General features: G+C 35.3%; 18 protein-coding genes and 1 riboswitch. Of the genes, 13 read left to right on the forward strand and 5 right to left on the reverse strand.

All coding sequences use genetic code 11. The features are described 5' to 3' along the window. Window positions 1-91: 91 nt before the first annotated feature. The 7 genes from WAZ07_RS05050 to WAZ07_RS05080 all read left to right on the forward strand — a co-directional run bounded on the left by WAZ07_RS05050 (window position 92) and on the right by WAZ07_RS05080 (window position 6,400). Window positions 92-619, forward strand: a complete 528-nt coding sequence (locus WAZ07_RS05050; protein WP_336471577.1) for a ribonuclease FAU-1 family protein — start codon at window positions 92-94, stop codon at window positions 617-619. A 292-nt stretch (window positions 620-911) separates the two neighbouring features. Then, window positions 912-1,017: riboswitch (SAM riboswitch) on the forward strand. A 97-nt stretch (window positions 1,018-1,114) separates the two neighbouring features. Continuing rightward, window positions 1,115-2,431, forward strand: coding sequence for a Na+/H+ antiporter NhaC family protein (locus tag WAZ07_RS05055; protein WP_336471578.1), 1,317 nt, complete (start codon window positions 1,115-1,117; stop codon window positions 2,429-2,431). 372 nt (window positions 2,432-2,803) lie between these two features. Beyond that, window positions 2,804-3,160 (forward strand): lmo0954 family membrane protein, encoded by a 357-nt coding sequence (locus WAZ07_RS05060; protein ID WP_336471579.1) that lies wholly within the window; start codon window positions 2,804-2,806, stop codon window positions 3,158-3,160. Between the two features lie 45 nt (window positions 3,161-3,205). Next, window positions 3,206-3,868, forward strand: coding sequence for a PspA/IM30 family protein (locus WAZ07_RS05065; RefSeq protein WP_336471580.1), 663 nt, complete (start codon window positions 3,206-3,208; stop codon window positions 3,866-3,868). A gap of 105 nt (window positions 3,869-3,973) precedes the next feature. After that, complete coding sequence (liaF, locus tag WAZ07_RS05070) at window positions 3,974-4,714, forward strand: cell wall-active antibiotics response protein LiaF (protein ID WP_336471581.1); 741 nt, start codon at window positions 3,974-3,976, stop codon at window positions 4,712-4,714. Further along, window positions 4,714-5,775 carry a sensor histidine kinase gene (locus WAZ07_RS05075; protein WP_336471582.1) on the forward strand — a complete coding sequence of 354 codons (1,062 nt, stop codon included), beginning with the start codon at window positions 4,714-4,716 and terminating at the stop codon, window positions 5,773-5,775. The genes liaF and WAZ07_RS05075 overlap by 1 nt, the downstream gene beginning before the upstream one ends. Further along, window positions 5,768-6,400 (forward strand): response regulator transcription factor, encoded by a 633-nt coding sequence (locus tag WAZ07_RS05080; protein ID WP_336471583.1) that lies wholly within the window; start codon window positions 5,768-5,770, stop codon window positions 6,398-6,400. Before WAZ07_RS05075 ends, WAZ07_RS05080 begins: the two co-directional genes overlap by 8 nt. 38 nt (window positions 6,401-6,438) lie before the next feature. Here the strand turns inward: WAZ07_RS05080 and WAZ07_RS05085 are convergent, their stop codons facing one another. Then, window positions 6,439-7,980, reverse strand: a complete 1,542-nt coding sequence (locus WAZ07_RS05085) for a bifunctional metallophosphatase/5'-nucleotidase (RefSeq protein WP_336471584.1) — start codon at window positions 7,978-7,980, stop codon at window positions 6,439-6,441. 400 nt (window positions 7,981-8,380) lie between these two features. On the opposite strand from WAZ07_RS05085, the gene WAZ07_RS05090 reads away from it, so the two are divergent. Then, entirely contained in the window at window positions 8,381-8,590 is a 210-nt protein-coding gene (locus tag WAZ07_RS05090) for a hypothetical protein (RefSeq protein ID WP_336471804.1), read from the forward strand. 33 nt (window positions 8,591-8,623) lie between these two features. Here the strand turns inward: WAZ07_RS05090 and WAZ07_RS05095 are convergent, their stop codons facing one another. Continuing rightward, window positions 8,624-9,400, reverse strand: a complete 777-nt coding sequence (locus WAZ07_RS05095) for a class I SAM-dependent methyltransferase (RefSeq protein ID WP_336471585.1) — start codon at window positions 9,398-9,400, stop codon at window positions 8,624-8,626. A 111-nt stretch (window positions 9,401-9,511) separates the two neighbouring features. Between WAZ07_RS05095 and WAZ07_RS05100 the strand changes: the two genes are divergently transcribed. Beyond that, complete coding sequence (locus WAZ07_RS05100; RefSeq protein ID WP_336471586.1) at window positions 9,512-10,378, forward strand: hypothetical protein; 867 nt, start codon at window positions 9,512-9,514, stop codon at window positions 10,376-10,378. A 49-nt stretch (window positions 10,379-10,427) separates the two neighbouring features. Here WAZ07_RS05100 and WAZ07_RS05105 read toward each other — a convergent pair whose 3' ends face one another. Beyond that, a complete protein-coding gene (locus WAZ07_RS05105; RefSeq protein ID WP_090915460.1) occupies window positions 10,428-10,625 on the reverse strand; it encodes a hypothetical protein in 198 nt (65 codons plus the stop codon). 122 nt (window positions 10,626-10,747) lie between these two features. Between WAZ07_RS05105 and WAZ07_RS05110 the strand changes: the two genes are divergently transcribed. From WAZ07_RS05110 to hmpA, 3 genes are all read left to right on the forward strand, one after another. Further along, the gene (locus tag WAZ07_RS05110) at window positions 10,748-11,845 is read left to right on the forward strand and encodes a site-2 protease family protein (protein WP_336471587.1); all 1,098 of its coding nucleotides are present in this window, start codon (window positions 10,748-10,750) and stop codon (window positions 11,843-11,845) included. A gap of 113 nt (window positions 11,846-11,958) precedes the next feature. After that, the gene (locus WAZ07_RS05115; protein ID WP_336471588.1) at window positions 11,959-12,477 is read left to right on the forward strand and encodes a hypothetical protein; all 519 of its coding nucleotides are present in this window, start codon (window positions 11,959-11,961) and stop codon (window positions 12,475-12,477) included. A 225-nt stretch (window positions 12,478-12,702) separates the two neighbouring features. Further along, on the forward strand, window positions 12,703-13,911 hold the full coding sequence (hmpA, locus tag WAZ07_RS05120; RefSeq protein WP_336471589.1) for an NO-inducible flavohemoprotein: 1,209 nt from the start codon (window positions 12,703-12,705) through the stop codon (window positions 13,909-13,911). 17 nt (window positions 13,912-13,928) lie between these two features. Here hmpA and WAZ07_RS05125 read toward each other — a convergent pair whose 3' ends face one another. Further along, complete coding sequence (locus WAZ07_RS05125; RefSeq protein WP_090915466.1) at window positions 13,929-14,441, reverse strand: Crp/Fnr family transcriptional regulator; 513 nt, start codon at window positions 14,439-14,441, stop codon at window positions 13,929-13,931. Between the two features lie 633 nt (window positions 14,442-15,074). On the opposite strand from WAZ07_RS05125, the gene WAZ07_RS05130 reads away from it, so the two are divergent. Next, complete coding sequence (locus tag WAZ07_RS05130) at window positions 15,075-15,299, forward strand: hypothetical protein (RefSeq protein WP_090915468.1); 225 nt, start codon at window positions 15,075-15,077, stop codon at window positions 15,297-15,299. A gap of 647 nt (window positions 15,300-15,946) precedes the next feature. Here the strand turns inward: WAZ07_RS05130 and WAZ07_RS05135 are convergent. After that, window positions 15,947-16,747: a sulfite exporter TauE/SafE family protein gene (locus WAZ07_RS05135; RefSeq protein WP_336471590.1), complete on the reverse strand. Its 801-nt coding sequence runs from the start codon at window positions 16,745-16,747 to the stop codon at window positions 15,947-15,949. Window positions 16,748-16,776: the final 29 nt, after the last annotated feature.

Genomic DNA, 16,776 nt, shown 5'->3' on the forward strand with positions numbered 1-16,776 from the left:
TAGATGGACAAGAGCATCCGGCCATGCATAGCAGCGACTTATATGTAAAAAAATGAAAATGAATTTATATATGGGAAAGGGAGAAATGAGGATGAAACGGAAATATGGAGATGGATCATCATGGAGACGGTTAATTGATAAAACATATTCAGTAAAAGATGTACAGGGTGGTATGTTAGGTATATTACATATAAAGCAAGTGAAGGAGCCTAGTTATAAGCAGTATAATAATCGAAAGATTTGTATTGCGCATAATGGCTATACTTGGATTCAGTATTTTATAAGTGAAAAACATTTTGTGATTACAGCGATGTTAAACGAGAACAAAGAGCTTGTTCAATATTATATTGATGTTGCAAAAGAGTATAAAATTGATGGAAGAGGATTTCCTTATTTTGATGATTTATATTTAGATGTTGTGTTGTTACCAAACGGGGAAATGTATGTATTAGATGAAGATGAGTTAGAAGAAGCATATACGGACGGAGATATTTTAAAAGAGGAGTATGATTTAGCTTGGAATACGGCAAAATGGATTATAAAAAAAATTGAAGAAGAAGATTTTTTATGGTTTTCAATTTTAGAAGCAGAAATTCAAAAAATAAAAGATAGTGTTTGATATATAAATTCATTTTCATTTTTTAACATATAAGTTGTGCTATTAGGCAGAACAAATTACTCTCTTTGTTTTCGTTTTACGCGTGGTAGGAAAATGGTCTGACTGCTTCTATGCATAGCCAGATGCTCTCGCCCGCCTAAAAAGAAAGAGGGTTTTTATGGCGCTGTTTTAATTTGTATTTATGTAATATCAAAAAAATACCAACTATTTTGATAGAAATAATGTTTGACATTTTCTCCTGTAACAAGTAAAGTAAAAAAAGATTAATTCATACAAAATATAATATGAAACCTTCTTATCAAGAGAGGCGGAGGGACTGGCCCTAAGATGCCTCGGCAGCGGACTCATAATAGAGTGCTGTGCCAAATCCAGCAAGCGATATGCTTGATAGATGAGAAGAGTGTTTCTTATATGATATATAAGACCTCTTCTCTTCAGAAGAGGTCTTTTTCGCTCTTGTGAAGGATAGGTTTAGAAATAGGAGAGGATATAACTTTGGAACAAACAAAAGGAAATGCATGGGCATTATTACCACTTGGCATATTTTTAGCATTATTTATTGGCTCTGGTGTAATTACAGGGGATTTTTATAAGTTACCAATTCTGGTTGCTATTTTAATTGCAGTTGCTGCTGCATTAGTAATGAACAGGAAAGAAAACTTTACGACAAAGGTTGAACGTTTTGCTAAAGGGGCTGGCAATCCAGATATCATGATTATGGTATTAATCTTTGTATTAGCAGGTGCGTTTTCTGAAACGGCAAAAGGAATGGGCGGTGTTGAAGCAACTGTAAACTTAGCTCTTTCTATTTTGCCGCAAGGATTTTTAGTTGTTGGTTTATTTGTTATCGGTGCTTTTATTTCATTAGCAATGGGAACATCAATGGGTACGATTGCAGCATTGGCTCCAATTGCAGTAGGAATTAGCGGAGAAACTGATATTTCTATGGCGCTTGCTATGGCGACAGTTGTTGGCGGTGCGATGTTTGGCGACAACTTATCTTTTATTTCAGATACGACAATTGCCGCTGTACGTACACAAGGAACGGAAATGAAAGATAAATTTAAAACAAATTTCTTAATTGTATTACCGGCTGCTATTGTTACGAGTGTGCTGCTAGTCGTTCTGACGTTAGGCACTCATTCAAATATGACGGCACATGCGTTTAATTGGGTGAAAATTTTACCGTATGCAGGAGTGTTAATTACAGCGCTGCTTGGATGTAACGTATTAGTTGTATTAACGGGAGGAACGGTGTTAGCTGGTATTATCGGAATGTTGGATGGAAGCTATACACTCGCAAGTTTCTTTAAAAGCGTTACAGTAGGAATTAATGGTATGATGGAGCTTGTATTATTAGCGATCTTAATCGGTGGAATGGTCGAAATTATTCAATATAACGGCGGTATTCATTATTTAATGAATGTGCTAACACGTAATATTCGTTCGAAAAAAGGTGCAGAATTTGGAATTGCGGGTCTTGTAAGTATGACAAATATGTGCACAGCAAATAATACGATTTCTATTATTTTCACAGGTCCACTAGCAAAGAATGTTGCAGATCAATATAATATTGATCCGAAAAAATCTGCGAGCTTGTTAGATCTATTCTCTTGTAGTGTGCAAGGATTAATCCCATATGGTGCACAAATGTTAACGGCGGCAGGATTTGCTTCACTTTCACCAATTGAATTATTACCGTACTCATTTTATCCAATGCTAGTTGCGGTTTGCGGTATTATCTCAATTATTATTAATTTCCCGCGTCTTTCGCCTGCAGCGGAGAAAAAGGAATATCAAAAAACAGCATAATGAATAAAAGAGGATGTCTTATAAAAGGCATCCTCTTTTGTTTTGGATATCACAACGATAGAATTCCATTTTTATTTTTAAAAATATAAGTCGCTGTTATGCACAATACAGCGTGGTCCGTACTCTTTTTCTTCTTTTGTTTGAAACCTTGCATGTGGCAGGGAAAGGCCTTGACCGCTTCTATGCACGGCCAGATGCTCTCGTCCCCCTAAAAGGAAAGTGGCTTTTATGCTTGTTTTTTATCTTGTATTTATATAGGTCTGATAATAAATAGGACTTAAGTCTGAGAGAAAAACGGTTCTTAAGCTCGTTATAGAAAAATGAAAAGATAGGTAAGATAAGAGTATCAAAACGAAGGGAGGCAAGCACAAGATGAAACAATTTTTAGCGTTTATGGCAGCCGGTATTTTAGCTTTAATTGCTCTTGGAAGTCTTGCTGGTATTGTAGGGTTAGCAATTGGAGCAGGGATTGTGTATTGGAGCTATAAATCATTTGTGCGAGCACAATCATTTTTTGGAAAACTAGCTTGGGGGATTGTCGGTTTAATTGGCTTGTCAATTGCCCTGTCCCATTCTCCAGCATTAATCGGTATTGCAGCACTAGTCGTTCTATATTATGGATACCGTGAATGGAAAAAAGAGAAAGATGTAGTAGATGTTGCTTCAGACAGCTCGAATTCGTATAGCAATTTTGAAGATGAGTGGAACAAATTAATGAAAAATAATTAATATTAAATAAAAAAAATAATAGAGTAGAAGAGAGGAAGATTAAAAATGAAACAATCATTATTCGGACGTGTACGCGATGCAATACTTGCAGATTTTCATAATGTGTTAGACGAGAAAGAAAGAAAAAATCCAATGGCGATGTTAAACCAATATTTACGTAATGGTGAGCGTGAGATAACAAAAATTGAAAAATTAATTGAGCGTCACAAAACATTGAAATCTAACTTTGCTCGTGAGCTTGAGCAGGCGCGTTATTTCGTAAATAAGAGATCCAAGCAAGCTGTAATTGCAAAGGAAGCAGGAGAAATGCAACTACATGATCGTGCATTAGAAGAAGTTGCGTACTACGAAGGGCAAGTAGCTCGATTAGAAAAAATGTATGCGGGAGTTGTAGAACAAATAGATGAGCTAGAACGTCGTCTATCTGAAATGAAAAATAAACTAAAAGAAATGAATGCGAAACGTATGGAATTAATGGCACGTGAAAATATGGCACATGCGAACCGTCGTATGAATACGGCTCTTCATAAAATGGATGAGAATAACCCATTTTTACGCTTTGAAGAAATTGAAAATCACATTCGTGATTTAGAGCTTCGTATTCATGAAGATCATGAGCGTGACACATTTGATATGAAAATTGCAAAGCTTGAGCGCGAAATGAAGGAGAAAAAAGAAGTATCTTTAACGAAAGAATCAGTACAATAATTGTAGTATATTATAAAACGAGCTTATGATATAGTGATAGAAGAAAAGGTGTTGGAATACAATACCTTTTTCTTCTATGTATATAATAAAGAAGGGGGAGCTGCAATGAAGAAACAATTTTCAAAAACACAATTATTAGGGATGCTCCTCGTCATATTTGGATTCGGTCTTTTTCTTGATATGATTCTTGGGCATTTTGAACCTGGTGCTCTTATTTTTGCATTTATTATGATTATGTTTGGGCGGCATTATCGAAACAAGAATCGATATGTGAGAGGGAATGTGTGTTTATTTGTTGGGGGACTTGTTTTCTTATTTTTCCTATTTTCATCAGCAGCATTCGTGCTCGTTTTATTTGCTTGTTTAGCCTTCATTGGTTACCAACTGATACAAAGTCAGCAAAAGACAAAAACGGTACAGGTCGAAATTAAGGAAAAAGAATATATAAATGAAGAAAAACCAATCTATCGAACAGAACCGTATATAAAAAATATAATGGTTGGTAACGTACGAATAATGGATCATATTTATGAGTTAGAAGATGTTAATATTCAATATGGAATTGGTGATGTTGAAATTGATTTAACAACAGCTATAATTCCAGAAGGTGAAACTGTCATTGTCATTCGCGGTGTGATTGGTAATATTCGTTTGTATGTTCCATACGACATTGAACTATCTTTAAATCATTCAGTTATTGTTGGGAGAATTTTGCTCCCGTCGCATGAAGAAACAGGCTTTAATCGTAATGTGAAGTTTAGAACGGAACAGTATAAAGAAGCTCCTCGCCGTATTAAAATTATTTCTTCGCTTATCGTAGGCGATACGGAAGTGAGGAAAGTATAATGAAAAAACAGAAGAACATTTCATGGATGTATATTCGTTACTCGATATTATCCTCTATGAGTATTGCACTTATTTGTACTATTGTTTATGTATGGAAAAGCCAGCAAAATGTGTATGATTTATTATGGAAAGAATCTATTGCTTCTGTTCCCGTTAGTTTGTTTATTATCGGTACGAGTCTTCTCATTGGTGGAATTGTTGGATATGCAATTGGTTATTATATGCAGCAGCGTATTCAAGAGCTAACGACTTTTTTATTTGAAGTAGAAAGAGGGAATTTTCCGAGAGATGCTTCCTTTACAGCAGAAGATGAGTTTCATGAAGTAGAACGGAAGGTAATTTCACTTGCTAGACGTTTAGAAGAGCAAGCAGGATTATTTCAAAAAGTAACGAATGAACGAGCGCATTGGAATGAAGAGATGAGACAACAGGCCATTTCAGAGGAGCGGCATCGTTTAGCTAGGGAGCTTCATGATTCTGTCAGTCAACAGCTCTTTGCGATGTCGATGATGATGTCAGCAATTAATGAGCAAACTGCTCATATATCAGAGGGTACGCAAAAACAATTAAAACTTGTTGAAAATATGGTTGTAAACGCTCAATCAGAAATGAGAGCGCTGCTTCTTCATTTACGTCCTGTCCAATTAGAAGGTAAAAAGTTAACAGAAGGCATTGAAGAATTATTAACAGAGCTTTCAAGAAAACAACATATGAAGATTGAGTGGTTGATTGAGCCAATTCAATTGAAAAAAGGTGTAGAAGATCACTTATTCCGTATTATACAAGAAGCACTGTCCAACACTTTACGACATGCAAAAGCGAAGAAAACAGAAGTGAGATTGCGCCAAATTGATGAATATGCAATTTTAAAAATTATTGATGATGGCGTAGGTTTTGAAGTAGGTGTGAACAAAGTAGGTTCATACGGTCTTCGCTCTATGCAAGAGCGCGTTCATGAAATTGGTGGAACTTTAAAGGTATTAAGTTTTCCGAATAAAGGAACGCAAATTGAGGTGAAAGTGCCAATTCTTATAGAAAGAGGGGGGGAACAAGATGATTAAAGTATTGCTTGTTGACGACCATGAAATGGTTCGTATGGGTGTATCAGCGTATTTATCGACTCAGCCGGATATTGAAGTTGTAGGAGAAGCGGAAAATGGAAGAAAAGGTTCAGAATTAGCACTATTGCTAAAACCAGATATTATTTTAATGGATCTTGTCATGGATGAAATGGATGGTGTTGAGGCAACGCGAGTGATTACTCAAGAATGGCCAGAAGCAAAAATTGTTGTTGTGACAAGTTTCTTAGACGACGAAAAGTTATATCCGGTTATTGAAGCTGGTGCAACAAGTTATTTATTAAAAACATCTAGGGCAAGTGATATAGCAGATGCAGTTCGAGCAACATACGACGGGGAAACAGTGCTTGAACCGAAAGTTACTGGGAAAATGATGTCGCGTATGCGTCAAAAGAAGGAACAGCCGTTGCATGAAGAGCTAACAGAACGAGAGTTTGAAATTTTATTATTGATTGCCGAGGGAAAGAGTAATCAAGAAATTGCTGATGAACTATTTATTGCTTTAAAAACAGTGAAGACGCATGTAAGTAATATTTTAAATAAATTACATGTAAGTGATCGAACACAAGCAGTTATTTATGCGTTTCGTCATCAGCTTACAGAATAAAAAAGGCTGTAAAGAAGCCTTTTTTATTTTGTAAGTATTCACTGTATTTTTTGAATATGATTCCCTCGAATATTTTCCAAGGATGGAGTAGAACGGATAAAATTTGCGAATGCTTCTTGATCTGTCGGGCCTTCAACACGATTTCGCCCTTTTTGAAATATAGTAAACTTATCTCCTCCATTTGCTAGGAAAGAATTTACTACGACGGAGTATGTTGTATGATCTTGGAGTGGCTCACCATTTTCTAGTGTAATTGATTCTATCCCACTTTTTCCCCATGTGTAACGAATTCCAGATACTTGTAACATACGTATTTCATCATTCCATTGTTCATGCAGTGCGCTTTGAATTTCTTTACCAGTTAAATCCATTTTAATGAGTTTATTTTCAAAAGGTTGGATGAGAAATGTATGTTCCCATGTAATGAAACCGGCTGGTAAATCATGGCGAATACTCCCCGGATTGACAAATGCAATGTCAGCTTGCATGGCTTGACGCTGGGATGTAGCAAGAAGGGCACCAAGATTTGCTTCTCCATCTTTATTTTGATCTCGCGTCAGCTCGTGTACACTTTTTCCAAGTACTTGCTCGGTTAGTGGGGCTATTTTTGTTTGATAGCTTTGGAGCCATGTTTGGATGATTGGATTAGGTTGCATTTGATCATGATGAGTAGGAATAATCTTTGCCGTTTTTCTTGTAATATCTTTCGTTTTACGATTAATTGTGAGTTGCACATTTGCAAAAGCTCTTCCATAAGAATACGCTTCAACAAGTAATTTTCCATTCACATATCCATTCATATAAGAATGATTGTGTCCACCAAATAGTATATCTACATCATCATCAAGCTTACTAGCTAAATCAGCAAGTGGCCCGTAGGTAATTCCGTCTGTTGTCTTACCATCTAGATGAGCAAGAACGATAATAGCATGGATGCCTTTTTGCTGTAATTCTCGTACGTATGTTTGAACAGCAGTAGCTTCATCTATAAAAGTGACTGCCGACATATCATTGTGCATCGTAAGAAATGGTGTCTCTTTTGTAACGACGCCAATAAAAGCAATAGGAATACCATCAATCCACTTAATTGCATATGGTGGAAATAGAGGCTTATTTGTGTTAGCATTTAGTGCATTTGCACAAACATAAGGGAAAGAACTACCTGGAAACATACCGGTTTTTGGATGAAAGCCACCATCAATTAGTCGTTTTAGCTCTTCTGCACCTTCATCAAACTCATGATTACCAATTGTTCCAACGTCAAATTGTAGCATATTTAAAAATTCTATTGTTGGCTCATCTTGAAAAAGAGCCGAAATGGGGGGGCTTCCGCCAATCATATCACCAGTATGAACAAGCAAGGTGTGTGGAAATTGTTTTTTATAGGAGTTGATATAGGAGGCTATGTAGTCAGCGCGGCCGGTGGGCTGTCTGTGCAGCGGCGTAGTTGTGTTGATTTGTCCATGTAAATCGTTTAATCCAATTATTTGTACAGGTATTTCAGGGGATTCTGGAGGAGAAAAAACGGAAGAAAGAGTTATAGAAATGAGAAAAGGGATATACGTAAGAAAGATAAACATGTTGTCACTCCTTCACATATACTAGTATTCTTATTGTATTAGAAGGACAACTTTTTATTTTATTAAAAAATCGTAAATCTTTTATGGAATTATAAAATTTTTTGTTTCTTATAAATTTACTTTCATTTTGCTCTAAGTGAAGTTTTATCCCGCTATTCGTGGGCAGTAAGATCCCTCCTCACATTCTGAACGAGCCGCTTCCGCTTTTCTAAAGAAGATAGGTGGGGGATAACTGCAGGCATGCGCCCGATTGGGCGGGCTAACCATCAGTGGGAGGAAAACCCCCACTGATGGAAGTTTTACTTTATTTTATGACGAAAAGAAGGATTTATTATTTATTATGGAGAATACTGTAATCATCCACTTGCTGGAAAGAACAAACGAAGCAGAGGTGACGATAATGCTTGTAATGGGTGTATTGTTATGTATTACTGCAATTTGTGGTTTTATATGGTTATATTATTCTCGTTCGCTTAAGCAGGCAGGAGTGTTACTTTTTGATAAAGGTAGTTTGTTTGCAAATCAATCCAGATTTTTAGTATGTCCGAAGTGTGGTACTGCACAGGCAAGAAATGGTGGATATCAAGAGTGTTGCCGAACAAGGTTATGAAAGAGTAACAAGCCTCACATGATGTGAGGCTTGTTACTCTTTCGCAGCTTTCCAAATTGTCCAACGATCTTGTTCTATAATGGGGGATTTCTTGTAAAGTTTAGAGTGAATATGTCGTAATAAACCAGAAAGTTCATTGTCTGATAATTCATGGAGAATAGAGCGGCCTGTACGTGGTGATAAGTCTTGAAGTAAATCTTCAATTGAAGGATGTGTTTTACGAACTTCCCAAAGAGTTTGAATCGGATTTGTCTCAAAGCCGTTATCATGTAACAAATGTTGTATTTGATTTGTTTCTGGTCTTCGTTTTGCTTCTATGCGGATTAATTTGGGATAGCAAGAAAAGAAATAGCCGCGAATATGTTCCGGACTTCCTGGAATCGTGCAGTCTTCAATTGTCCGATCTTGGAGAATAAGGATACCGCCTCGTTTTAAAATGCGATATGCTTCTTGAAGAAATTTCGGAATATAATCTAGATGATGAATAACAGCTCGTGATAGAACAATATCAAATGTTTCATCTGCAAAAGGGATGTTATAAGCGTCACCTTGTATAAAGGAAACATTTGATGTATGAGTACAATTTTCTTTGGCAGCCTGGATCATCTGATTTGAAAAATCAACACCAATTACTTCAGCTGCCCCCATCATAGCAAGTTGTTTCGTATAAATCCCACCTCCGCATCCAATATCAATCACTCTTTTTTCTTTGACATCTACAATGTTTTGTATCATATGTGTCCATGAATCTGTTGCTTGACGATTGGTATACGTATATTTGTTGTCTGAACTATGAAAATCTATCGGCATGTTGTAACCTCCTTTTCATGTATATTATATCGAATTTAATTTGTTAGGTTGATTTTGTTTTCTTTCGAGGACAATAAGTTTTTCTTATTTTGAGGAATGAGGATGAGAGCTATGCGAAAAAAATGGTTATTCATGTTCTTTCTTTTTTTATTAGTAGCATGTAATCAAACGGATGAGAACATAGAACAAAGTGAAAAATCAACAAAAGAAGCGGGGCGTATTGTGGAAGAGAATGTACAAGTAATTGTATCTCTAGTAGGGAAAAAAGAAACAATATTGAAGGATGACGAAGCAAAAATAGCGGCTAATATTATAAGTAAAGCAGAGAAACAAAATGTAATCGGTGAATTAGGTAAACCTGAATATGTAATTACAGTTAAGAAAAATGGACAAGAAGAGAAATATAAAGCTTGGCTTCGTACAGAAGCGAGAACAGGATGGTTACAAAAAGAAACAGATCCAAAAAATTTTTATCTTATATCAAAAGTGGATACAGAAAAACTTCTTTCTTTATTCCCGTCGGCACCTTTCATACAAAATGAGGAGGGACAGCAATCAACTATAACTGAAATCACTAAAAAAGATTTACAAATTACTCGTTTTCACATTAAAACAAAGGAAAATACAGTGTATTATACAGTGTATTATACGATTTCAGACGCATTATATAAAAAGCTGGAAAAAGAAAAAAACTATTATTTTCAATTACAATTTCCTTCGAAAATACAAAAGATAATAAATAAAGAAAAAAGTGAACAAGTACAAGGTGAGTTAGTGAAAGAAGGATATAAACAATATGAAGTGGACTTTATTGTTCCCGTTAGTGGTATATCATCATCTCAATTAAAAATGTTAGAAGCGTATTATGATCAATACAACCTAAAAGTATTGAATCATACAAAAGAAGAGATAGGTGCGTTTCAAAATATTATTCAAATAGTAAAAGAATATGGAGAGAAGATGCAGCTAGAAAGATAATGGTTGTTCTAGGAAATGAGAAAAAGAGTGATAAGATACCATCACTCTTTTATTTTGTTTTTGTTGAAGGTTCATTCATGGACTTTCGCGTAATAAAATAAGCGATAATAAGTGCAGAAAGGATAATGGAGCTAATAAAAATATTGTCGGGTAGCCAATCTAAAAGTAATACATATCCAACAGTATAAAAAATTAGCATAGAAGCTAGAAAAGATAAGGCGCCGATCATAACAGATTGCAATGTCACCGTTTTCACCTCCTTACATGTATAGTATTGGCTAAAAATGGAGGGAATAAACGATAGTTTCCAATAAACTTTAAAAATATGACATAATTAAGAAGAAAAAGATTATCGGTAAGGAGAGGAATATGAAACAAAATACAAAAGGATTATGGGGAATTATTGCAGCAGTTGGTGTTTTTCTGTTGTCTAAATTAAAATGGGTATTTGCTATTGTAAAATTAGCAAAGTTTTCTACTGTATTTAGTATGTTGCTATCTCTTGGTGCTTATGCAGCAATATACGGATGGAAATTTGGCGTTGCACTTGTATACTTATTACTTATTCATGAAATGGGTCATTTGTGGGCAGCAAGACGAAAAGGGATTGCAACATCACCTGCTATTTTTATCCCATTTTTGGGAGCGGTTATAGGAATGAAAGAATTGCCTAAAAACGCAAAAGATGAGGCATACATTGCATATATGGGACCGTTATTTGGTTTACTCTCTTTTTTACCAGCCATTCCACTGTATATGATAACAAAAGAACCATTTTGGGCACTTGTTATTGTACTTGGTAGTATGATTAATTTCTTTAACTTAATTCCCGTATCACCTCTTGATGGTGGACGAATTGTTTCTGTTGTAAGTACGAAAATTTGGGCGCTTGGCCTTGTTATATTGCTCGGTTATGCAATTGTACAAAAAAGTATTTTTCTTGGATTTATTTTTATACTAGGTTGTTTAGAGTGGCACAGAGTATCAAAGCGAAATCAACCAATCCAAGAGCTTGGTTGGAAAATAGATACCATAAAAGAATATATTATACGTTTGAAAGAAGAATTGCGAGAAACAGGTGCACTTCATCGCACCATCTATATGATGCATCATGAAGTGACAATGCTTAACCAGAAAGAAAGAGATAAAACATTAACAAAAGAAGAACGTCAAAGAAAAATAGCATTAGATTACTTGTATCCTAAATTTGAACCACTTGATTACGTACCGTATGAAGAGGAAAGCGAACGGTATCTTCTATTGATGCAAGATGCAGTAGCAGTGTCAGAGCGAAAATTACATAAGTGGGAAGAAGAAAAAGAACAGTATGAAAAGTACTATTCTGCAAATATGAAAACTCGTATAAGTATGTTCATTTTGTATGTATTATTACTTGTAGTACTCGGATATGCTACATATCAAGGAACCACTATCTTGCAGAATCAACTTCCGACACGTAATTTGTAGAAAAGTATTGTCGAAATGATAAGAACTATTTATACAGGAACCCCCATTTTTTCATAGAATATTACACTTCTAATAAATAAATGTAATATTTATAAAGCAAAGGGGTAAGGTGTATGAAAAAAATGTGGAGTATACTTGGAATTCTTCTTGTCATGGGAATCGCTAGTTACGGCTTAAGCAAATTTTTTATACACTATGCGAGTAAGCCAGTTGGTGTAGCATCAATGCCAAAAGTAGAAGATGTGGATGAGACGAAAGAAGTGTTACAATTTATCGGTACAACACATGCAAGTTATAATAACTTTTTAAATTATGGAAAAGCAGAAAAGTATACAGATGGAGATTGGGATCATTTCATGAAATGGTTTCAAGAACAGGAGAATGCTTTAAAAAATTTTGAGAAGAAAGTAAAAAACAATCAAATAAAACGAGATGTGAAACGAAGTTATGAAACTTTAAAAAAGGGAGTAACGAATCGGAATATTGAATATATTGTTTATGCACATCGTGTATACCATGATCTTGATATTATTGTAAATAAATATACAGGTGAAACGAACATTTGGGGCTATACAGAGTTTGGAAATGGAAAAGATGTGAAAATAATCGAACAGGTATTGCAAGCACCGTAAAAAGACATACTTAGTATGTCTTTTTATTATTCTGCTACTTTTGAGCAGTAAGTCACTACCTTAAGATGGAGAGACAAGCACAAAAGAGAGATGAAAGCACTGATTAAAGTTTCACTTTATGACGTTTTTCACAAAAACATCATGTTTATAGTGATTAAAATCACAACCTATATTTGGAGTATTCTATAAAATAGAGGTAGATAAAGAAATAGAGGAGTGAATAGTATGTTAAATCCAAAAACAATTGAAATCGTAAAATCAACTGTACCGTTATTACAAGAGAAAGGTGTAGAGATTACAACACGTTTTTATGAAATTATGTTTTCTGAGCATCCTGAACTATTAAATATTTTTAACCATACAAATCAAAAAAAGGGAAGACAGCAACAAGCCTTAGCAAATGCAGTATATGCAGCTGCTAATTATATTGATAACTTAGCAGTAATTATTCCAGTTGTAAAACAAATTGGACACAAGCATCGCAGCTTAGGTATTAAAGCAGAGCACTATCCGATTGTTGGAACATGCTTATTGCAAGCAATTAAAGAAGTAGCTCATGCGCCGCAAGAAGTATTGGACGCTTGGGGAGAAGCTTATGGTGTAATTGCTGATGCATTTATTAGTATAGAAGCAGAGATGTATGAAGAAGCGGCAGCAAAAGCGGGTGGTTGGAAAGATTTCCGCAACTTTATTGTCGTGAAAAAAGAGAAAGAGAGCGATGTGATTACATCCTTTTATTTAAAACCGGAAGATGGAGGGGCGCTATCCTCATTCTTACCAGGACAATATGTAAGCGTACAGCTAAACATCGAAGGAGAAACATATACACATAACCGTCAGTACAGTTTATCCGATGCCCCTGGAAAAGATTATTATAGAATTAGTGTAAAACGTGAGAAAAGTATGGAAGGTCCAGAGGGAGTGATATCTAATTATTTACATGATCATGTAAAAGAAGGAGATATTTTACCGTTAAGTGCACCGGCAGGAGATTTTGTACTTAATATGGATTCACAATTACCAGTTGTGTTAATTAGCGGTGGGGTAGGAATTACACCGATGATGAGTATGTTAAATACATTAATTAAGCAATCACCAAACCGTAATGTATACTTTATTCACGGTGCGTTAAACAGCGATGTACACGCAATGAAAGATTATGTTGCAAATATAGCGCAAGAGCATGAACAAGTAAAAGCATATACTTGCTACTCTGCACCAACTGAGCAAGATAAGAAAGTAAAAAACTATGATAAAGAAGGATTCGTTGATTTAGCGTGGTTACAAACTATTATTCCTTCTAATGAAGCAGATTTCTATTTCTGCGGACCAGTACCATTTATGAAGCATATTCATGCAGATTTGACAGAATGGGGCGTTTCATCAGAACATATTCACTTTGAATTTTTTGGACCAGCAGCAAGCTTACAGTAATTAGAAAGAACGAGGTGTTAGTTCACCTCGTTTTTTGTTTGTTCCCGAAGGAGACGATTTACGGTTTCACGGCGAATGCCAATTAATTGCCCGATTTCCGTTTGTGTTAAGATTTCATAAATGGGGATATCACCTAAATATGTTGCGAACCATTCTTGTAAACGATAAAGGCGTTCTTTTGGTGATACAGTTGTAAGTTGGTCGATACGATGCTGCATCATGCGTAATTTTGTTTGCAGCTGAAGGGCGATCTCGGCATAAGATTCAGGGGCTGTTTGTAATTGTTCATACCATGTTTTACATGTAATCGGTGTTACTTCTGTTTTAATTAAAGCGATTGCAGTACCATGATATTCTTTTGGTGAGATTAAAGAGTGATGAGGAATTGTTTCACCTGGAACAATAATGTTAAATAAAAAAGGTGTGCCATCTTCTTGGACACGAATGACTTTTAATAGACCGCTTTTTATAAAATATAGAGGGCCTTCCTCTCCTTGGCGAAATAATATTTCTCCTTTATGTAAAATCACTGTAAGCACCTCTTTATATTTTGCTGTTAATTTCATTATAGAGGAATTGTTTATATAAGACTATACTTGATACAGATAGAAGTGACTGTATATATAAATCTATCTTGAAAAAACGATATAAAAACCCCGTTCCTTTTAGGTGGGCGAGAGCAACTAGCCATGTATAGAAGTAGTCAAGGCCTTTTTCTGCTACGTACAAGGATTAAAACAAAAGGAGAAAGCGAGTACAGGTCATGTTTTGTTCTGCACAGCAGGATTTATCCCGCATTAACGGGCAGTAAGACCCTGACCTCAAGATTTGGAGAGAAGCGAAGAAAATAGGTGAGGGACAACTGCCCGTAAAAGCCCGATTGGGCGGGCTAACCATCGCTGGGGGATGGAGAACCCCCCACTGATGGAAGTTTCACTTTATATAGCTTTATCAAATCACTTATAAGTAGTAAGATTTGAATTATAAGGTTAAGAGAGTGTGCCTACTAATGGACATTTCACTTTATATATAGTAGAAAAAACATTCACCTATATAAAGTCCATTAATTGTATTGACGAAGGATACCGTATTACAGTAGTATACTGTTTAGTGTGTATGTGTAAGAACGGTACTAGAAAGGAATATTTTTTAGGGGGCATACCATGTTAGATGAAAAAATGACTGATGTGAGGATTTCAGCTGATGCAGTGATACATGTGGAAGAAATGAAGGGCGGAGTTGTTCTATCAGTCGAAATAGATGGACAAATCGTTTATACGATGGCTTATGATGAAGAAACTGATAGTTATGCAGAATTATACGATCGAAATGATAAACGAGCAAGGCAAGTTCATGAAGATTTTATGGGATGGTCGCTTGTACACTAATGGAATTTTTAACAATCCAATAAATGCTGCTTTTCATTTATGAGAGAAGCATTTATTGGATTGTTTTATATTTACAAGTTAAAAAACGACATAAAGCCTCCTCTCTTTTTAGGTGGGTGATAGCAACTGGCCACGCATAGAAAACGAAAACGGTCAGGGCCTTTTCCTAGCACATGAAAGGATTAAAACAAAAGGAAAAAGCAAGTAGCGGCCATGTTGTATTTTACATAGCCGCTACTTATATGTTGAAAAATTAAATTGAATATATTTATAAATATAAAAACAATGAGATTGTATATATAATGTAATAATTACATAGAATTTGTAACACTTATTTCTATATTGTTAGGGCATTGTAAATGTATATGTTATGTTTTTTCGGTATGATAAAGTAAATAGGGATTTTTCATTAGTTGAATCAATGAAGCTCTTATGGAAGATTCATTTTACCTATATCGGTAGGAGTCTTACTGTACGTTAGAGCGGGATCAAGTAAAAAAGATGCAACAAACATAGGAGTGATTATTTTGGAGAATTTACATATTTCTAACTTTATTTTATTATGTGCCTGCTCAGTATTATGTATTATTTTAGGAGTGTTTTTTTATACATGTATATAAAGAAACGCATTCTAAAAAAAGAATGCGTTATAAAATGGAACTAATAATCAAGCGTGTGCCGAGAATAATTAAGGTAATGCGTAATAAATTGATAATGACATTACCGCTTAATTTTGTATTAATATAAGCTCCCAATTTTCCGCCAATCCATGCCCCGGGGATTAAAACAAGGGCATAGCCCCAACTAACATTCCCAAGGGAGATATGAGTTGCTGAATTTACAATTGCAGATAAAAGAACAATAAACATAGATGTCGCAACAGCGATTTGTGCCGGAAAAGCAAAAAGAAGCATCATTGCTGGAACTAATAAGGCACCTCCACCAATCCCGAATAACCCAGAAATAAAACCTACACCAAATGAAATAATGATAGCAAGAAAAGGTGGAAACTGGTAGGTTATGATTTCTCCTTCTGAATTTGTAAAGGAACGTTTCACAACAGAACTACTTGAAAGAGAGATGGGTTTCAGTTTATGTCGTAGCATTAGTAAAATAGATACGAAAATAAGAAAGACTCCAAAATATAAAGAAAAAGATTCTTGATTTAAAAATTTATTTGCCCATGATCCGATGATTCCTCCAGGGCCACTCCCAATAAATAAAATAAGACCACTTTTGTAATCCACTCGTTTATGCCTCATATAAGTAAGGGTAGAAGCCAAACCTGTAAATACGACAGTAACAATTGAAGTACCGACGGCTAATTGTGGGGAAAGGCTATGTAAGCCAATTAGTAAAGGAACAATAATGATTCCGCCACCAAGACCAACTAGACTTCCAATCGTACCTGCTAATAATCCAACAAGTAGTAGCATAATATATTCCAACTGTAACATCTCCTCTTTTATAGCAAATA

It is taken from the genome of Bacillus bruguierae, from assembly GCF_037104725.1.
Classification (GTDB): Bacteria; Bacillota; Bacilli; order Bacillales; family Bacillaceae_G; genus Bacillus_A; species Bacillus_A bruguierae.

Bases quoted from the DNA above. Each gene is read 5' to 3' on its own strand.
- WAZ07_RS05080 (WP_336471583.1), top strand. From the start codon at position 5,768: ATGATTAAAGTATTGCTTGTTGACGACCATGAAATGGTTCGTATGGGT.
- WAZ07_RS05050 (WP_336471577.1), top strand. From the start codon at position 92: ATGAAACGGAAATATGGAGATGGATCATCATGGAGACGGTTAATTGAT.
- WAZ07_RS05085 (WP_336471584.1), bottom strand. From the start codon at position 7,980: ATGTTTATCTTTCTTACGTATATCCCTTTTCTCATTTCTATAACTCTT.
- WAZ07_RS05115 (WP_336471588.1), top strand. From the start codon at position 11,959: ATGAAAAAAATGTGGAGTATACTTGGAATTCTTCTTGTCATGGGAATC.
- WAZ07_RS05075 (WP_336471582.1), top strand. From the start codon at position 4,714: ATGAAAAAACAGAAGAACATTTCATGGATGTATATTCGTTACTCGATA.
- WAZ07_RS05130 (WP_090915468.1), top strand. From the start codon at position 15,075: ATGTTAGATGAAAAAATGACTGATGTGAGGATTTCAGCTGATGCAGTG.
- liaF (WP_336471581.1), top strand. From the start codon at position 3,974: ATGAAGAAACAATTTTCAAAAACACAATTATTAGGGATGCTCCTCGTC.
- WAZ07_RS05110 (WP_336471587.1), top strand. From the start codon at position 10,748: ATGAAACAAAATACAAAAGGATTATGGGGAATTATTGCAGCAGTTGGT.
- WAZ07_RS05090 (WP_336471804.1), top strand. From the start codon at position 8,381: ATGCTTGTAATGGGTGTATTGTTATGTATTACTGCAATTTGTGGTTTT.
- hmpA (WP_336471589.1), top strand. From the start codon at position 12,703: ATGTTAAATCCAAAAACAATTGAAATCGTAAAATCAACTGTACCGTTA.
- WAZ07_RS05065 (WP_336471580.1), top strand. From the start codon at position 3,206: ATGAAACAATCATTATTCGGACGTGTACGCGATGCAATACTTGCAGAT.
- WAZ07_RS05095 (WP_336471585.1), bottom strand. From the start codon at position 9,400: ATGCCGATAGATTTTCATAGTTCAGACAACAAATATACGTATACCAAT.
- WAZ07_RS05060 (WP_336471579.1), top strand. From the start codon at position 2,804: ATGAAACAATTTTTAGCGTTTATGGCAGCCGGTATTTTAGCTTTAATT.
- WAZ07_RS05100 (WP_336471586.1), top strand. From the start codon at position 9,512: ATGCGAAAAAAATGGTTATTCATGTTCTTTCTTTTTTTATTAGTAGCA.